We start from the raw sequence: 14,485 nt of genomic DNA, 5'->3' as shown, positions 1-14,485 counted from the left end.
AGGCTACTTCCACTCGGCAGCCAGATCAGGTTAGGCTCACCTAACCAGGAGGTGAGCCGTGACCACACCGACGTCCATCCGCCGCCCGCCGGCGCCGAACCCCGCGGAACGCGCGAAGACGATCGCCACCCGCAACGGGCCGGCGACGCTGATGCCGACCGCCGAGCAGCGTGACCTGCCAGGACAGTGCGGCCGCGTCGTCCCCGAGCTGCACCACGTGCACCCGAGCGGCAGCGTCAGCATCCTGCTGCCGGACGAGCACCATCTGGTGAAACGCGCGCACGAGGCACAGCGCGGCGAGCTCGCGGTGATGGTCGAACTGACCGATCAGGCGCCGGTCGACCTGCGGGAACCGATCCGCGGGCTGCTGTGGATCACGGGCTGGCTCCGGCCGCTTTCCGAGGTGTCGGCGCGGGCCCGCGCGGTCTCCATCGCCGAAACCCGGCCGGACGAGCGGCTGCTGGACGTCGGGCACGGCCTGACGCTGCTGAGGCTGACCCCGGCGTCGCTGGTGCTCGCCGACGCCGAGGGCACGCACTCGCTCCGGCCGCATATGTTCAGCGCCGCGCCGCCGGACCCGTTCCACGACTACGAGGCCGCGTGGCTGCGGCATCTGGAGACCGACCACGCCGACGTCGTCCAGCAGCTCGCCAAACACGTACCCGCCGAACTGCGCGGCGGCTGGATCCGGCCGCTGGGGCTGGACCGCTACGGGCTGCGGCTGCGGGTGGAGGCCGACTCCGGCGACCACGACGTCCGGCTCGCGTTCTCGCGGCCGGTCGAAGGGCCGCAGCAGTTGAGCGGCGAGATCCGCCGCTTGGTCGGCTGCCCCTACTTTCCGCAGGGCTAGGCGAGTTCCGCCGGGAATCCGCCCTTGGCGATCGGGCCCCACGATTCGATGGTGACGCGGATGATGCTCTTGCCCTGCTTCACCATCGCTTCGCGGTATTCGTCCCAGTCGGGGTGCTCACCGGAGATCGCGCGGAAGTAGTCGACCAGCGGCTCGACCGAGTCGGGGAGGTCGAGCACCTCGGCGGTGCCGTTCAGCTGGACCCACTGGCCGTTCCATTCGTCGGAAAGGACACAGGCGGACACCTGCGGCCGGCGTCGCACGTTGACGACCTTCGCGCGCTTCGGATACGTGGAGATGACCAGGCGGCCTTCCGCGTCGACTCCGCAGGTCACCGGGGAAAGCTGGGGGCCGCCGTCGGCCTTGGCGGTCATCAGGATGGCGCGGTGGCGGGTGGACAGGAAGTCGACGAGCGCGGCCCGGTCGACGGTTTCGTTGGTCGCGATGCTCCTTGCCATGACTCGACGGTAACGTGCGGCCGATGAGCTGGCTGCGTCCCGAACGCCCGGCGCTGCCGGAATTCGTGGAAGATCCGGCGCGCCGCCGCGCGATCGTCATCGAACTGGTCGTCGTCTTCGGTATCACCCTCGGCCTGTCCGGGTTGCGCAGCCTGCTGTCCCTTGTGGACTCGCTGCTGCAGCCCGTGCCGCTGGCGCGGCAACAGGCCCAGCTGAACGTTCCCCAGGCGACCCTGAGCCTGGTCGACCTGCTCAAACAGCTCCTGAGCGCCGGCCAGCTGGTCTGCTGGGGCGCGCTCGGGCTGTACCTGTTGTGGCGCGGCGGGATGAAGCTGGCGGAGATCGGCCTCGACAAGCGGCGTCCCGGCCGCGACGTCGTCCACGGGCTCCTGCTCGCCGCGGTGATCGGGATTCCCGGGCTGGGGCTGTACTTCCTCTCCTACGGCCTCGGGTTCAGCCTGTCGGTGCAACCGTCCACTTTGGGCGAAACGTGGTGGCGTCCGATCACGCTGACGTTGTCGGCCTTCGGGAACGCGTTCGCCGAGGAGGTGCTCGTCGTCGCGTACCTGCTGACCCGGCTGCGGCAGCTCGGCTGGCGTGAGAACACCTCGCTGGTCGCGTCTTCGGTGCTTCGCGGGTCGTATCACCTGTATCAGGGATTCGGCGGTTTCGTCGGCAACATCGTGATGGGCCTGGTGTTCGGCAGGCTGTGGCAGAAGACGAACCGGCTGTGGCCGCTGATCGCCGCGCACACCGCGCTGGATTTCGTTTCCTTCGTCGGATACGCGCTGCTCAAAGGGCGAGTTTCCTGGCTTCCCTAGCTAGTGTGAAACCGTGATTGACGAGACGACTCCACCCCGAGTTGACAGCGAAGTCGGCCCCCTGCGTGCGGTGCTCCTGCACAGGCCCGGCAACGAGCTCAAAAGGCTCACGCCTCGCAACAACGACCAGCTCCTGTTCGATTCCATCCCCTGGGTGGACCGCGCGCAGGAGGAGCACGACGCGTTCGCCGAGGTGCTGCGCGGCCGCGGTGTCGAGGTGCTGCTGCTGGCCGACGCGCTGCGCACGGCGCTCTCGGACACCCGCGCCCACGCGGCTGGCGTACACGCGGCCGTCGACGAGCGGCGGCTCGGGCTCGACCTGGCCGACTCGCTCCGTTCCCACCTGTCGAGTGTGCCCCCGGCGACGCTGGCCGAGGTCCTGATGGCGGGGATGACCTTCGAGGAACTGCCCGCCGCCGAGGGCGCCTCGCTGGTCCGGCTGATGAACCACCCGAACGACTTCGCCGTCGATCCGCTGCCGAACCTGCTGTTCACCCGTGACTCGTCGGCCTGGATCGGCGACCGGGTCGCGGTCTCCTCGCTCACCATGCCCGCGCGCGTCCGCGAGACCGCGGTGCTGGACCTCATCTACGCCTATCACCCGTGGTTCCGGCACGCGTCCCGCGCTTACGGCGCGCATTCGGCACCGATCGAGGGCGGCGACGTCATGCTGCTCTCGCCGGGTGTCCTCGCCATCGGCGTCGGCGAGCGGACGACCGCGGCGGGCGCGGAATCCCTCGCCCGGTCGGCGTTCGCCGACGGGATCGCGCATACCGTGCTCGCCGTCCCGATCCAGCAGACCCGCGCGACCATGCATCTGGACACCGTCTGCACGATGGTCGCCGCCGACGCCGTCGTCATGTATCCGCTTTCCCGTGATTCGCTGACCGCTTTCACGATGCGGCCGACCGACGACGGTTCCGTGAAGGTGGAAGGCCCGGCCCCATTCCTCACCGCGGCCGCCGAGGCAATGGGAATCGATCGGCTCCGGGTCATCGACACCGGCCTCGATCCGGTCACCGCGGAACGCGAGCAATGGGACGACGGAAACAACACCCTCGCCCTCGCGCCCGGTGTGGTCGTCGGATACGAACGCAATGTGGAAACCAACGCGCGCTTGGCCGAAGCCGGTATCGAGGTACTGGCCATCACCGGCTCCGAGCTGGGCTCCGGCCGTGGCGGCCCGCGCTGCATGTCGTGCCCGATCCGGCGCGAAAGCATCTGAAACAGAAATTAAGTAAGCCTTCCCTAATTGATTTCAATTGATTAGGGAAGGCTTACTTAATTGAGGTGGGCCTATTGTCGGTAATGGTAACCTAATAGGGGGGAGATCACCAGAGAAAAGTGGAAATCGAATAGGGACATGACGTATCGTCGAACACATGGCCCTCACCAAGAAGCAACCGCGCTCGAAGTTCTACGAACTGCTGCAGGCGCAGATCCACAACGAGTTCAACGCCTCCCAGCAGTACATCGCGCTGGCGGTCTGGTTCGACGCCGAGGACCTGCCGCAGCTCGCGAAGCACTTCTACAAGCAGTCCGTCGAGGAGCGGAACCACGCGATGGCGCTGGTCCAGTACATGCTGGACACCGACCACCACGTGGAGATCCCCGGCACCGGCGACGTACGCAACGACTTCTCCGACGTCCGTGAGCTCATCGAGCTCGCGCTGCAGCAGGAGAAGGACGTCGCGACCGACATCCAGCAGCTGGCCAAGGCCGCGCGCGCCGAAGAGGACTACATCGGCGAGCAGTTCACGCAGTGGTTCCTCAAGGAGCAGGTCGAGGAGATCTCCCAGATGTCCACGCTGCTCAACATCGTCAAACGAGCCGACGGCAACCTGTTCGAGGTGGAGAACCACCTGCACCGCGAGTCCGTCGGTGACGGCGGCGCCGACTCGGGGATGCCCCCGGTCGCGGGCGGCGCGCTCTGACCAACGCTCCCACCACGGGAAAACCCGGGCTCTCCCCCTTGGAGAAGCCCGGGTTTTCTTCGTTTCGTCAGCTGAACTGACAGTCCTGGTTGAGGCTGGTCAGCAGGATGCCGACGGCCGACCCGTCGTCGGACACGGAGATCCGATACGCGCTCACCGCGCTGACCGGCGCGACGTACGAGCTGCCGTTCTTGGTGCTGCCGGGATAGGCGGCGAGGATGTCCGCCTCGGTCGAACCGACGCCGATCCCCTCCGGGGTGTGCACCGTGCCCGTCGGGTTGATGACGGTGATCCCGTCGCCCTCGGTCAGCGACACCGACGTCGAGACCGGAACGGCGGCCCCCTCCGCGTAGCCGTAGGTGCAGGTGCCCCGGACCTCTTTCGCCCGCAGCGGACCCGCGGTGGCTTCCGCCTCGGACTCGCTCATCCCGAGCCGGAGCTTGCCGAAGCCGGCGGCGGTCAGCAACGCACCGGAGGTCACCTTGCCCTGCGTGGGCGGCTTCGTGGCGGGGGTGCTCTTCGGCGGTTTGGCCGGTCCATCGGGGGCTGTCGACGGCGGCGGCCCGGACGTCGGATTCGGCGGCGGCGCCGAGGAGGACACCGGCGGCGCCGAACTTCCCGGCCCCGGCTGCGGCAGGCTCGACGACGCCGCGCCCACGGTGAGCTGGTCGCCGCCGGGGAAGGCCGCGCCGTTGTCCTTGTCGTGGATCGTGAAGACGGTGAGCCCGCCGCCCAGCAGGACCACCGCGGCGGCCATCCCGCTCGTCGTCTGCATCAGCTGACGGCGGCGACGGCGGCGGCGGGCGCCCGCGACGATCGTCTCGGGATTCAGCGTGGACCCCGCGCCCAGCCGCTCATCGGAGAACAGGTCGCGCAGCTGCTGCCGCACGTCCTCGTCGGACATGTTCATCCCGCTTCCCTCCCTTCGTCCTTGGGCTCGGCCAACGCGAGCTTCGTCCGCAGCGACGCGATCGCCTTGCTCGCCTGGCTCTTGACGGTGCCTTGGCTGATACCGAGCGAATCCGCGATCTCCGCTTCGGACAGCCCCTCGTAGTAACGCAGGACCATCACCGCGCGTTGCCTCGGCGGCAACGCGCGTAACGCCTGCCACAGCGGCTCGTGCTCGAACGGATCGGCCGGACTGTACGGCTGGACGTCCGGCAGGTCGGCGACGAGGCTCTCGCGTTTGGTCCGGCGCCAGCGGCTGATATGCGCGTTGGCCATCGAACGGCGGATGTAGGCCATCGGGTCGCCGGTCTTGTGCTGGACGTACGACCAGCGGGAGCCGATCTTCTCCAGCACGGTCTGGACCAGGTCGGCGGCGTCGTGCGGGTTCCCGGTGAGGGCGTGCCCGTACCTCAGGAGCCCCGGCAGGCCGGCCCGCACGAAGTCGCCGAAGTCGGTGAGCTCACCAGGCACGTCACTCCCGCGGCTCTCGCCGGCCCCCCAGACGTCCGTCGCCGGGATGACCGTCGCGGCAGCGGTCACCGTATCGCCTCCTCCCGGGGTCACCCGGCCAGCTCTGCCTGGCCCACCTCTCCCGAAACGCATGACCGCCCCCACAGGTTGTCTCTTGCCGCGAACCAGTTCGAGAGACGTCTGCTCAACGCCTCGACACGGATTCGGGAATTCTGAACGAACCGTCCCCCTGAACAGGGAATTCGTGTACGGCCACCACGGCGTTACGGGGTATCGGCCCGTACACGTGGGGGAACTGGAGACCGGCCGGATGCGGCGGGTCGCCGTCCTCCCAGACGACGGGCGCGCCGACGAGCGCCGGGTCGATCTCCAGCAGCACCAGATCGGTGCGGCCGGGGAACACGGCGTTGGCCGGGATATGCGCCGTTCCCGGGTCCGAGCAGTGGATGAAGCCGTCGGAATCGAGTGACGCGGCGGTGTAGACGCCGCCTTCGGGCACCGCCGCCCAGTCACCCTTGGCACAGATATGAAGGATCACGCCGCCCATTGTCGCGTGAAGGCCCCCTTCCCTCGGCTGAGCCGAGGGAAGGGGGCCTTCACGCGCATCAGCGGATGGTGAGCTGGCGGCCGATGAGGCCGTCGCGCGAGCGGCGCTCGGCGGCGTTGAGCGGCTCGGTGTCGAGGGACTTCAGCGCGGCCTCGAGCCGGGTGCCGAGCTGGTCCTTCGCGTCGGCCCACTCGCGGGCGTGGGCCTCGGGGTCGAGGTCCCACACCGGGACGAGCAGCCCGTGCGCGCGGAACGAACCGGCGTAGCGGGAGCCTTCGCCGAGGCTGAGCTCACCGGCCGCGGACAGCCGCGCAAGCGCTTGCAGCAGCAGGTTCTCCGGCTCGGGGCGAACCCAGCGCAGGTGCGCCTTCTCCCCGGCGAGCACCCAGTACGCGCCCGCGCCGAGGCGTTCGGTCGGCATGATCGCCGCGTTCGCGCGCTCAAGGGACAGCGCGACGTCTCCGCTCGCGTCGGCGTCCTCGGGCAGCCACCAGGCGAAGTCGTTGTAGAGCGTGACGTCGAGTTCGACGTTCGTGTCGAGCAGGTCCTGCAGGCGGGCCTTCTCGTCGGCGGTGGGCGGCGTCGTGGTGTCCGGCACGGACAGGACGTCACCCTCCTTGGCCTCCAGCACCCACTGGAGCGCCCGGCCGAGGTCGCGGCTGATGTCCGAGGACCGGGTCTGCACCTGCATCCCGATGTAGCGCTCGCCGTCGGACCGGACGAACGCGGCCGCCGCCATCGGCAGCACCGTGCCGAGGGTGACCTTCTCGCCGGAGCCCAGCGTGAGCGCCGCCGTCGCCGACGGGACGAACTCGCGCAGCGCGATCAGTTCGGTCTCCGCCGCGAGTCCCTCGAAGGGCTGGCCGACGAAGACGTCGCGCACCTTCGGCTTGCGGTCCGAGGTCGTCTTGGGACCCTTCTTGCGCGAACCCTTGCCCACGTCAGCCTCCTCAAAGCTCGGTTGGAGACGCTATCGCGGGAAGGCGCACGCCTCGTAAGGCCCCCGGGGTTGGTGACGAGGCCCGGCGCGGACGACACCCGGCCGGCCGCCGGATCGACCGGATCGGCGGGTTTCAGCGGCCATCCGGGTACCACGGAAACGTGACTGAAAACGGTTGTCATCATACGGACGATCTAACCGCGGGTGATCAGCCTGCCGTTTTCCCCGGACCGCACCGAATACTCGATTACGGCGCCATCCGGTGCCGTAGTGCGGAGAAGGGATCACAGATGAGCACCTCGAAGCGCCGGGCCGCGTTGGCCGCGTTTCCCGTGGCACTCGGTCTGATGCTGGCCGGGCCCGCGGTAGGCACGGCTTCGGCCGCGCCGCAGTCCGACAGAGCCGACCAGGCGCGGCATTGCCTGCTGCTGTGCGTCGGCCATCACCACGGGCATCACCACCACGGGCTGCACCTGCACCTGGGGCTTTGGCTGCATCTGTAGCTCCCTGCCGCGCCGGGGCGGCCACCCCGGCGCGGCGCCGGGCCGGGTTACAGTCGGCGAGTGTTCGACCTCGCCGACCCGGCCTTCCTCGCGAATCCGTACCCGTCCTTCGCCGACCTCCGCGAACACGGCGAAGTCCACCGGCACGACGGTCTCGGCATCGCCGTGGCGGTGTCGCACGCGGCGTCGGCCGCCGTCCTGCGGCATCGCGGGCTCGGCCGGATCTGGCAGGACGCGCTGCCGGTGGAGCGGTTCGCGTCGTTCAACCTCCTGCACCGCAACTCGCTGCTGGAGAACGAGCCACCCGCCCACACGCGGCTGCGGCGGGTGATCGCGGGCGCGTTCGGCCGCGGGCACGTCCAGCGGCTGCGGCCGATGGTCGCCGAACTCGCGGACGGCATGGTCGACGCACTCGCCGCCGAGATCGCCGAAACCGGCTCGGCCGATCTGCTGGCCCACCTCGCGCAGCCGCTGCCGGTCGCGGTCATCGCGGAACTCCTGGGCGTCCCGGTCGAGGACGGCCCGCGCATGGTCACCCTGTCGAACCACATCGTGAAGATGTACGAGTACGGACTCGCCGAGGAGAAGCGCGATGCCGCCGAAGCCGCGGCCGCGGAGTTCGTCGACTACCTGCGTGGCGTCGCGAAGCAGCGCGCGAACTCCCCCGGCGAAGACATCGTCAGCGACCTTCTGCGCAGTGAACTCACCGAGGACGAGCTGGTCGCCACCGCGGTCCTGCTCCTGATGGCCGGGCACGAGGCGACGGTGAACGTCATCGGGAACGGCGTCAACGCGCTGCTGACCCACCGCGACCAGTGGGAGCGGCTGGTGGCCTCCCCGGATCTACTGGACCCGTGCGTCGAGGAGCTGATCCGCTTCGACGCGCCGCTGCAGCTCTTCGAGCGGACGGCGACCGCCGACGTCGAGATCGCCGGGTTCCGGGTGGCCGAGGGCGAGAAGATCGGCGCGCTCCTCGGCGCCGCCGCGCGGGACCCGAAGGTGTTCGACCGGCCGGACACGCTCGACATCGGCCGCACGCCGAACGCGCACCTCGGCTTCGGCATGGGCATCCACTACTGCGTCGGCGCCCCGCTCGCGCGGGTGGAGATCGCGGCCGCGCTGACCTCCCTCGCCTCGAAGCTGCCGGGGCTTGGGCTCGCGGAGACCCCGGAGCGGCGGCCGGAGTTCGTGATCCGGGGCCTGCGCTCGCTCCGCGTCACCACGGGCTAGGGGTACTCGACGACGACCTCGTAGAGCGCGGCGTTCGGGGTCGCGATCTCCGCGGCCCGCTCGGTCGACGCCTTGAACACCTGATTCTTGCCCGCGGCCTCCCAGGCTTCACGGCTGTCGTAATGCGTGACGTTGACGAGCTGGAAGCGCGAATCCGGCAGCAGCGCCCGGTGGAGCTTGGCGTCACGGAAGCCGGGCGCGTCCCGCATCAGCTTCGCGCGCTCTCGCCATGTTTCAACGAACTCGTCGACGCGGTCCGCGGGGATCTCGAAGACATTGATGAAGGTGACGCCGTCGTCGCTCATGATCACAGTCTCGAACCTCCAGCTCGCTGGAGGTCAACGGTGACCTGGCTTACCCAGCGCCGACCGGTGCTGGACCGATGAGGATGTCGCGAAAGCCACTTTCGGGACGTCAGATGTCGCGAAAGTGGCTTTCGCGACACGGACCGCGACCCAAGTGGTAGCAAAGGTCCCTTGCTCTCTTTTCCCAGGTCAGCGCACTGAAGAGGCCGGACGTTCGCGCCGCTCCGGATCCGGAACCCCATCCACCTTCAGCACACGAAGCAGCCGAAGGCGCTTCTCCGCGACAGGAGCGAGCAGCCCGGACATGCGCTTCACGAGCAGCGCCGTCACCACCGCCAGCCCGGCCGCGGCCAGGTCGGTCAGCGCGACCAGCACCACCCCGTCGGCCAGCGCCTGGACGCCGTCCCGGAACCGCCAGACGATGACCAGCGTGAGCAGCAGCCAGTTCAGCGCCCAGACACCCCACCAGAGCAGCACGAGCCGCGACGGCTTCGGCCGGGTTTCCCGCGTCCGGCGCAGGACGGCGTGTTCGAGTTCGGCGACCACCGGCAGCGCCATGATCAGGTTCACCACCGGCACCAGCACGAACGCCAGCACGTGCCGTTGCCGCCTGGGCGGCGCCTCGCCGGAGACGTCCGCGGCGGCGTGCCTGGCCACGAGCAGCCACCACACGGTGAGCCCCGACGGCAGCAGCGAAAGGATCGTCGTGAGCAGGCCGGCGGTGATCACGAAGCTGTCGGAGACCGAGACCACGGACGTCGACAGCGCGGAGTCGCGGCTCTGCACGAGCAGGACGTAGCGCCAGATCTCCGCGGCCGAGGCGATGACGGCAAGAGCGGCGAAGGTCCACAGCACCGGCAGGAGGCTGCGCGTGATCACCCGCAGCCGCTCCCCCGCGGTGACCTCGCCGGACGCAGTCCCTGGCACGGCGGTCGGGCGGCGCCAGACCAGATTCGGGAAGCCCCACCTCGGCGGGACCGGGTAGGACGGCGGACCGGAGTAGCGCTCGGCCACGGGTTCACGCCGCTGCGGCCAGGCGCCGGGCGGTGGCGAAGCGACCCAGCGGACGCGATGGCGCACCGGCTGCCGCATCGGCGCGGGACGCACCGGCGGCATCGGCGCTCTCGGCGGGTAGTGGCCTGGCTGCACGGTTACAGCACTTCGGGCTCGACGCCGGGATGGTCGCCGACCATCGGGCGCCCCTCCTGCTTCCAGGAGCCCATCCCGCCGGCGACGTTCACCGCGTCCCAGCCGCTCGCGTTGAGCCACGCGGCGGCGCGCGCGGACCGGCCGCCGCTGCGGCAGATCACGTAGATCGGCTGGTCGTCGGGCAGGTCGTCGAGTTCGCCGACGCGCGCGGGCAGCTCACCCATCGGGATGTGCTTGGCGCCAGGGGCGTGCCCGGCGGCCCACTCGTCGTCCTCGCGGACGTCGAGCAGCGCGACGCCGTCCTTCGGCAGATCACGGACGGCGACGGTCGGGATGTCAGCAGGGCTCACCACGCTGCCATCCTCCCATCCCGTCCCGTTGCGCGCGCGTGAAGAGCCGCTCAGTGCCGGACGGCTTTTTCCGCCCCGGCGCCGGTGAGCGAGCGGACCTCCATCTCGGCGTACTTCTTCCGGTTGTGCTCCTTGGACAGCACGGTCCCGAGCCAGCCGAGGAAGAAGGCGACCGGGATCGAGACGATGCCGGGGTTGTCCAGCGGGAACCAGTGGAAGTCGACGCCCTGGATCATCGAGGCGCTCTTGCCGGTCTTCGGGTCGACGGGCTTACCCGAGACTGCCGGCGAGAACACGATCAGCACGACGCAGACCGCGAGGCCGCCGTAGATGCTCCACAACGCGCCTTGGGTGTTGAACCGCTTCCAGAACAGCGAGTACAGGATGGTCGGCAGGTTCGCCGACGCCGCCACCGCGAACGCGAGCGCCACCAGGAACGCCACGTTCTGGTTCTTCGCGAGGATCCCGCCGACGATCGCGACCGCCCCGATCACCAGCGCGGTGATGCGCGCGACGCGGACCTCGCTGTCGGCGTCGGTCTTGCCCTTCTTGATCACGTTGGCGTAGACGTCGTGCGCGAACGACGCCGACGCGGTGATCGTCAGGCCCGCGACCACGGCGAGGATCGTCGCGAACGCCACCGCCGCGATGAACCCGAGCAGGATCGGGCCGCCGAGTTCGAGTGCCAGCAGCGGTGCCGCCGAGTTGGTCGTGCCCGGCGCCTTCGCGATCACGTCCGGGCCGACGAGCGCGCCCGCGCCGTAGCCGAGCACCAGCGTGAACAGGTAGAAGATGCCGATCAGCGCGATCGCCCAGACCACCGAACGGCGCGCGTCCTTGGCGGTCGGCACCGTGTAGAAGCGCATGAGCACATGCGGCAGGCCCGCGGTACCGAGTACCAGTGCGATGCCCAGCGACAGGAAGTCGAGCTTCGTCGTGCCGGTCTTGCCGTACTGCTTGCCGGGGCCGAGCAGCGCTTCCCCGGTCTGGCCGCCCTTGTCGACGGCGGCCTGGAACAGGCTGGAGAGGTTGAACCCGTACTTCCCGAGCACCCACAACGTCATCGCGAACGTACCCGCGATGAGCAGGACGGCCTTGATGATCTGGACCCAGGTGGTGCCCTTCATCCCGCCGATCAGCACGTACAGGATCATGATCACGCCGACGACGGCGATCACCAGGTCCTGGCCGAGGTTCCCCTCGATGCCGAGCAGCAGGTTCACCAGGCCGCCCGCCCCCGCCATCTGCGCGAGCAGGTAGAAGAACGAGACGGCGAGCGTGGAGATCGCGGCCGCCGCGCGGACCGGGCGCTGCTTCATCCGGAACGCCAGCACGTCGCCCATGGTGAACTTGCCGGTATTGCGCAGCAGCTCCGCGACCAGCAGCAACGCCACCAGCCACGCGACGAGGAACCCGATCGAATAGAGGAAACCGTCGTAGCCGTTGATCGCGATCGCACCGGCGATACCCAGGAACGACGCCGCGGAAAGATAGTCGCCCGAGATCGCGATCCCGTTCTGCGGACCGGTGAACGCGCGCCCGGCGGCGTAGTAGTCCGAAGCGGTCTTCGTATTCCGGCTCGCCCGGAAAACGATCACCAGCGTGATCGCGACGAACACCGCGAAAATGGTGATGTTGAGCGCCGGACTGCTGCCTTGGACGCCCGCTGCCAGCGTATTCACCGTTCGGTCCCTTCGACCTCGTGCCGGATCTTGTCCGCGAGCGGATCGAGCTTCCGGTTCGCGTACCGGACGTAAAGACCGGTGATCACGAAGGTGGACACGAACTGCAGCAGGCCGAAGACCAGGCCGACGGTGATGTTGCCGAAGAGCTTGGTGCTCATGAACCCGGTCGCGTAGTCGGCGAGGAGCACGTACAGCAGGTACCAGAGGAGGAACAGGGCCGACACCGGGAAAACGAATACCCGGAGCCGTCGTCGCAGCTCGGCGAATTCCGGGCTCGCCTGGACCTTTTCCCAGTCGGATTCCGGTTCGGACCCGAGGTCTTGATCGGTCTCGCTCATATCGGACCTCCCACCCTGCCGCGACCATTCGATGACTTCGTTGTCACGAAAGATCATGCCCCTCATAGGGCGCCAGAGGGGCAATCCATTTGAGTGAACGGTACGACTCTGCGTAGAGGGTCGCGACTCGAACGAGTGATTTTATTTCCGGTGACGGCCTTTACCGGTGGTCCGGGTCTTCTCTTCGGCCTGCCCGAACCGGGCGACCGCACGATCCCGCATGAACCCGAGCGGATCGGGCGCGTGCAGCCGCAGCATCACGCCGTGGACGTCGTCCGGCCGCCCGTATCCGGTCGCGCGGCTCACCACGTAGGTGGTCAGGAAGGCGGCCGGAACGGTGATCAGCGCGGGCTGGTTCGAGAACCACGGCGCCCAGCCGCCGGTGTACTTGCTGACGATGTTGACCACCAGCGCGGTCAGCACGAGTCCGCCGCCGACGAGCATCCCGGCCAGCGCACCGGGCCAGCTGAGCTTGCGCCACCAGACCCCGAGCAGCAGCAACGGGCTGAACGTCGACGCGGCCAGCGCGAACGACATCCCGACCGAAAGCGACAGATCCTCCGACGGCAGCAGTACCGCCAGCGCGAACGGGATCAGCGCCACGATCGCCGTCGCCACCCGGAAATCGCGGACGCGGCCGGGCAGGACGTCGGTGGACACGACCCCGGCGACACTCACCAGCAGCCCGGACGAGCTCGACAGGAACGCCGCGAAGGCACCGGCCGCGGTCACCGCGCCCAGGATCTGCCCCCAGAGCCCTGGCAGGACCGCGGACGGCAGCAGCAGGACGGCGGCGTCGGTCTTCCCGGTCACCAGCAGTTCCGGGACGTACATCCGCGACAGCGCGCCCAGCAGCGTCGGGAACAGGTAGAACAGGCCGAGCAGCAGCAGGACGTGCACCGTCGTGCGGCGCGCGGCCTTGCCGTCGGGGTTGGTGTAGAAGCGGACCAGGACGTGCGGCAGGCCCATGGTGCCGAGGAACGTCGCGAGGATCAGCGAATAGACCTGCAGCAGATCGGTGAGACCGCCGGAACTCGGCCGCAGCCAGTCCCCATTGGACGTGGGCGCGTCGCTGACCACCGGCACCGGGGTGCCCGCGGTGAACTTCAGCGTCGTGCCCTTGGCGACCTTGTGCCCGGCCTCGGGCGCCCAGACCGCGAAACCGTTGGCGCGCGCGCCTTCCACCTGACCGTAGGCCTCGAGCACGGTCACCGAGGTGACCCTCAGCGTGACGTCGGCCTGCACCGAAACCGTGGTGTTCTCGGGGAACGTCGGCGGCGCGGGCTGCCCCAGCGGTCGCGCGCTGCCCGGCCCGCCGGAGCCGAGGAAGACGATGCACAGGATGAACGTCGGCAACGCGATGGCGAACAGTTTCAGCCAGTACTGGAAGGCCTGGACGACGGTGATCGCGCGCATCCCGCCCGCGATCACGTTGAACCCGACCACACAGGTCACCAGGATCGCGCCCGCCCACGCGGGCACGGGCAGGATGGTCGCGAGCGTCAGGCCCGCGCCCTGCAGCTGCGGGACCATGTAGAGGATCCCGATGAACACCACGAACGCCGTCGAGACCCGGCGCAGCATCGTCGAACCCAGCCGCATCTCGACGAAGTCCGGCAGCGTGTACGCGCCGGACCGCCGCAGCGGCGCGGCGACGAACAGCATCAGCGCGAGATAGCCCGCGGTGAAGCCGATCGGGAACCACAGCGCGTCGGCGCCGTCCTTGAGGACGATGCCGGCGACGCCCATGAACGACGCGGCGGACAGGTACTCACCGGAGATCGCGGCGGCGTTGCGCCGGGAGCGCACGGTGCGCCGGGCGACGAGGAAGTCGTGCGTGCTGACGGCCGACCGCGAGGAGCGGTGCCCCAGATAGAAGGTCAGGACCGCTACCAGCACGATGCCGGCCATGGCCCACGGATTCAGCTGCACAGGGTGGATCCTCGCATGTGCAGC

The 14,485-nt window shown here is 69.1% G+C and carries 17 protein-coding genes; 6 read left to right on the top strand and 11 right to left on the bottom strand.

Going from position 1 to position 14,485, the window contains the following annotated elements:
- Positions 1 to 58: 58 nt before the first annotated feature.
- On the top strand, positions 59 to 850 hold the full coding sequence (locus tag ACIBTM_RS13980) for a DUF2470 domain-containing protein (RefSeq protein WP_395876896.1): 792 nt from the start codon (positions 59 to 61) through the stop codon (positions 848 to 850).
- Here the strand turns inward: ACIBTM_RS13980 and ACIBTM_RS13975 are convergent.
- Positions 847 to 1,308: a PPOX class F420-dependent oxidoreductase gene (locus ACIBTM_RS13975; RefSeq protein ID WP_395876895.1), complete on the bottom strand. Its 462-nt coding sequence runs from the start codon at positions 1,306 to 1,308 to the stop codon at positions 847 to 849. The two genes, ACIBTM_RS13980 and ACIBTM_RS13975, sit on opposite strands and share 4 nt — an antisense overlap.
- Positions 1,309 to 1,331: 23 nt before the next feature.
- Here ACIBTM_RS13975 and ACIBTM_RS13970 point away from each other — a divergent pair, with 23 nt between their 5' ends.
- The 3 genes from ACIBTM_RS13970 (at position 1,332) to ACIBTM_RS13960 (ending at position 4,063) form a co-directional block, all read left to right on the top strand.
- Positions 1,332 to 2,129, top strand: a complete 798-nt coding sequence (locus tag ACIBTM_RS13970; RefSeq protein WP_395876894.1) for a CPBP family intramembrane glutamic endopeptidase — start codon at positions 1,332 to 1,334, stop codon at positions 2,127 to 2,129.
- A gap of 13 nt (positions 2,130 to 2,142) precedes the next feature.
- Positions 2,143 to 3,354, top strand: a complete 1,212-nt coding sequence (locus tag ACIBTM_RS13965; protein WP_395876893.1) for an arginine deiminase — start codon at positions 2,143 to 2,145, stop codon at positions 3,352 to 3,354.
- A gap of 157 nt (positions 3,355 to 3,511) precedes the next feature.
- Positions 3,512 to 4,063, top strand: a complete 552-nt coding sequence (locus tag ACIBTM_RS13960) for a ferritin (RefSeq protein WP_350573403.1) — start codon at positions 3,512 to 3,514, stop codon at positions 4,061 to 4,063.
- A gap of 67 nt (positions 4,064 to 4,130) precedes the next feature.
- Here the strand turns inward: ACIBTM_RS13960 and ACIBTM_RS13955 are convergent, their stop codons facing one another.
- The 4 genes from ACIBTM_RS13955 to ACIBTM_RS13940 all read right to left on the bottom strand — a co-directional run bounded on the left by ACIBTM_RS13955 (position 4,131) and on the right by ACIBTM_RS13940 (position 6,969).
- On the bottom strand, positions 4,131 to 4,973 hold the full coding sequence (locus ACIBTM_RS13955) for a hypothetical protein (RefSeq protein ID WP_395876892.1): 843 nt from the start codon (positions 4,971 to 4,973) through the stop codon (positions 4,131 to 4,133).
- Positions 4,970 to 5,551, bottom strand: a complete 582-nt coding sequence (locus tag ACIBTM_RS13950) for a SigE family RNA polymerase sigma factor (RefSeq protein ID WP_395876891.1) — start codon at positions 5,549 to 5,551, stop codon at positions 4,970 to 4,972. Before ACIBTM_RS13950 ends, ACIBTM_RS13955 begins: the two co-directional genes overlap by 4 nt.
- Positions 5,552 to 5,666: 115 nt before the next feature.
- Complete coding sequence (locus ACIBTM_RS13945; protein WP_395876890.1) at positions 5,667 to 6,020, bottom strand: DUF952 domain-containing protein; 354 nt, start codon at positions 6,018 to 6,020, stop codon at positions 5,667 to 5,669.
- 67 nt (positions 6,021 to 6,087) lie between these two features.
- Positions 6,088 to 6,969 carry a DUF5926 family protein gene (locus tag ACIBTM_RS13940; protein WP_395876889.1) on the bottom strand — a complete coding sequence of 294 codons (882 nt, stop codon included), beginning with the start codon at positions 6,967 to 6,969 and terminating at the stop codon, positions 6,088 to 6,090.
- Between the two features lie 290 nt (positions 6,970 to 7,259).
- Between ACIBTM_RS13940 and ACIBTM_RS13935 the strand changes: the two genes are divergently transcribed.
- Together ACIBTM_RS13935 and ACIBTM_RS13930 are read left to right on the top strand one after the other, a co-directional pair.
- Positions 7,260 to 7,472, top strand: coding sequence for a hypothetical protein (locus ACIBTM_RS13935; protein WP_037333665.1), 213 nt, complete (start codon positions 7,260 to 7,262; stop codon positions 7,470 to 7,472).
- A 60-nt stretch (positions 7,473 to 7,532) separates the two neighbouring features.
- Positions 7,533 to 8,702, top strand: a complete 1,170-nt coding sequence (locus tag ACIBTM_RS13930) for a cytochrome P450 (protein WP_395876888.1) — start codon at positions 7,533 to 7,535, stop codon at positions 8,700 to 8,702.
- On the opposite strand, the gene ACIBTM_RS13925 is transcribed toward ACIBTM_RS13930, so the two are convergent.
- From ACIBTM_RS13925 to ACIBTM_RS13900, 6 genes are all read right to left on the bottom strand, one after another.
- Complete coding sequence (locus ACIBTM_RS13925; RefSeq protein WP_043847837.1) at positions 8,699 to 9,007, bottom strand: antibiotic biosynthesis monooxygenase; 309 nt, start codon at positions 9,005 to 9,007, stop codon at positions 8,699 to 8,701. The two genes, ACIBTM_RS13930 and ACIBTM_RS13925, sit on opposite strands and share 4 nt — an antisense overlap.
- Positions 9,008 to 9,196: 189 nt before the next feature.
- Positions 9,197 to 10,123, bottom strand: coding sequence for a DUF4328 domain-containing protein (locus ACIBTM_RS13920; protein ID WP_395876887.1), 927 nt, complete (start codon positions 10,121 to 10,123; stop codon positions 9,197 to 9,199).
- Positions 10,124 to 10,158: 35 nt separating this feature from the next.
- A complete protein-coding gene (locus ACIBTM_RS13915) occupies positions 10,159 to 10,509 on the bottom strand; it encodes a rhodanese-like domain-containing protein (protein ID WP_395876886.1) in 351 nt (116 codons plus the stop codon).
- Positions 10,510 to 10,556: 47 nt separating this feature from the next.
- On the bottom strand, positions 10,557 to 12,188 hold the full coding sequence (locus tag ACIBTM_RS13910; protein ID WP_395876885.1) for a cation acetate symporter: 1,632 nt from the start codon (positions 12,186 to 12,188) through the stop codon (positions 10,557 to 10,559).
- Positions 12,185 to 12,529, bottom strand: a complete 345-nt coding sequence (locus tag ACIBTM_RS13905; RefSeq protein WP_395876884.1) for a DUF485 domain-containing protein — start codon at positions 12,527 to 12,529, stop codon at positions 12,185 to 12,187. The genes ACIBTM_RS13910 and ACIBTM_RS13905 overlap by 4 nt, the downstream gene beginning before the upstream one ends.
- 141 nt (positions 12,530 to 12,670) lie before the next feature.
- Positions 12,671 to 14,461: a cation acetate symporter gene (locus ACIBTM_RS13900; RefSeq protein ID WP_395876883.1), complete on the bottom strand. Its 1,791-nt coding sequence runs from the start codon at positions 14,459 to 14,461 to the stop codon at positions 12,671 to 12,673.
- Positions 14,462 to 14,485: the final 24 nt, after the last annotated feature.

This window comes from Amycolatopsis sp. NPDC049868 (genome assembly GCF_044461365.1).
Lineage (GTDB): Bacteria > Actinomycetota > Actinomycetes > Mycobacteriales > Pseudonocardiaceae > Amycolatopsis.
The sequence above is the reverse complement of the archived record's forward strand: the minus strand, read 5'-3'. Positions and strand labels throughout refer to the sequence as shown.

Excerpts from the sequence above, each read along its gene's own strand:
- ACIBTM_RS13975 (WP_395876895.1), bottom strand. The coding sequence starts at position 1,308 with ATGGCAAGGAGCATCGCGACCAACGAAACCGTCGACCGGGCCGCGCTC.
- ACIBTM_RS13970 (WP_395876894.1), top strand. The coding sequence starts at position 1,332 with ATGAGCTGGCTGCGTCCCGAACGCCCGGCGCTGCCGGAATTCGTGGAA.
- ACIBTM_RS13960 (WP_350573403.1), top strand. The coding sequence starts at position 3,512 with ATGGCCCTCACCAAGAAGCAACCGCGCTCGAAGTTCTACGAACTGCTG.
- ACIBTM_RS13955 (WP_395876892.1), bottom strand. The coding sequence starts at position 4,973 with ATGAACATGTCCGACGAGGACGTGCGGCAGCAGCTGCGCGACCTGTTC.
- ACIBTM_RS13935 (WP_037333665.1), top strand. The coding sequence starts at position 7,260 with ATGAGCACCTCGAAGCGCCGGGCCGCGTTGGCCGCGTTTCCCGTGGCA.
- ACIBTM_RS13925 (WP_043847837.1), bottom strand. The coding sequence starts at position 9,007 with ATGAGCGACGACGGCGTCACCTTCATCAATGTCTTCGAGATCCCCGCG.
- ACIBTM_RS13920 (WP_395876887.1), bottom strand. The coding sequence starts at position 10,123 with ATGCCGCCGGTGCGTCCCGCGCCGATGCGGCAGCCGGTGCGCCATCGC.
- ACIBTM_RS13905 (WP_395876884.1), bottom strand. The coding sequence starts at position 12,529 with ATGAGCGAGACCGATCAAGACCTCGGGTCCGAACCGGAATCCGACTGG.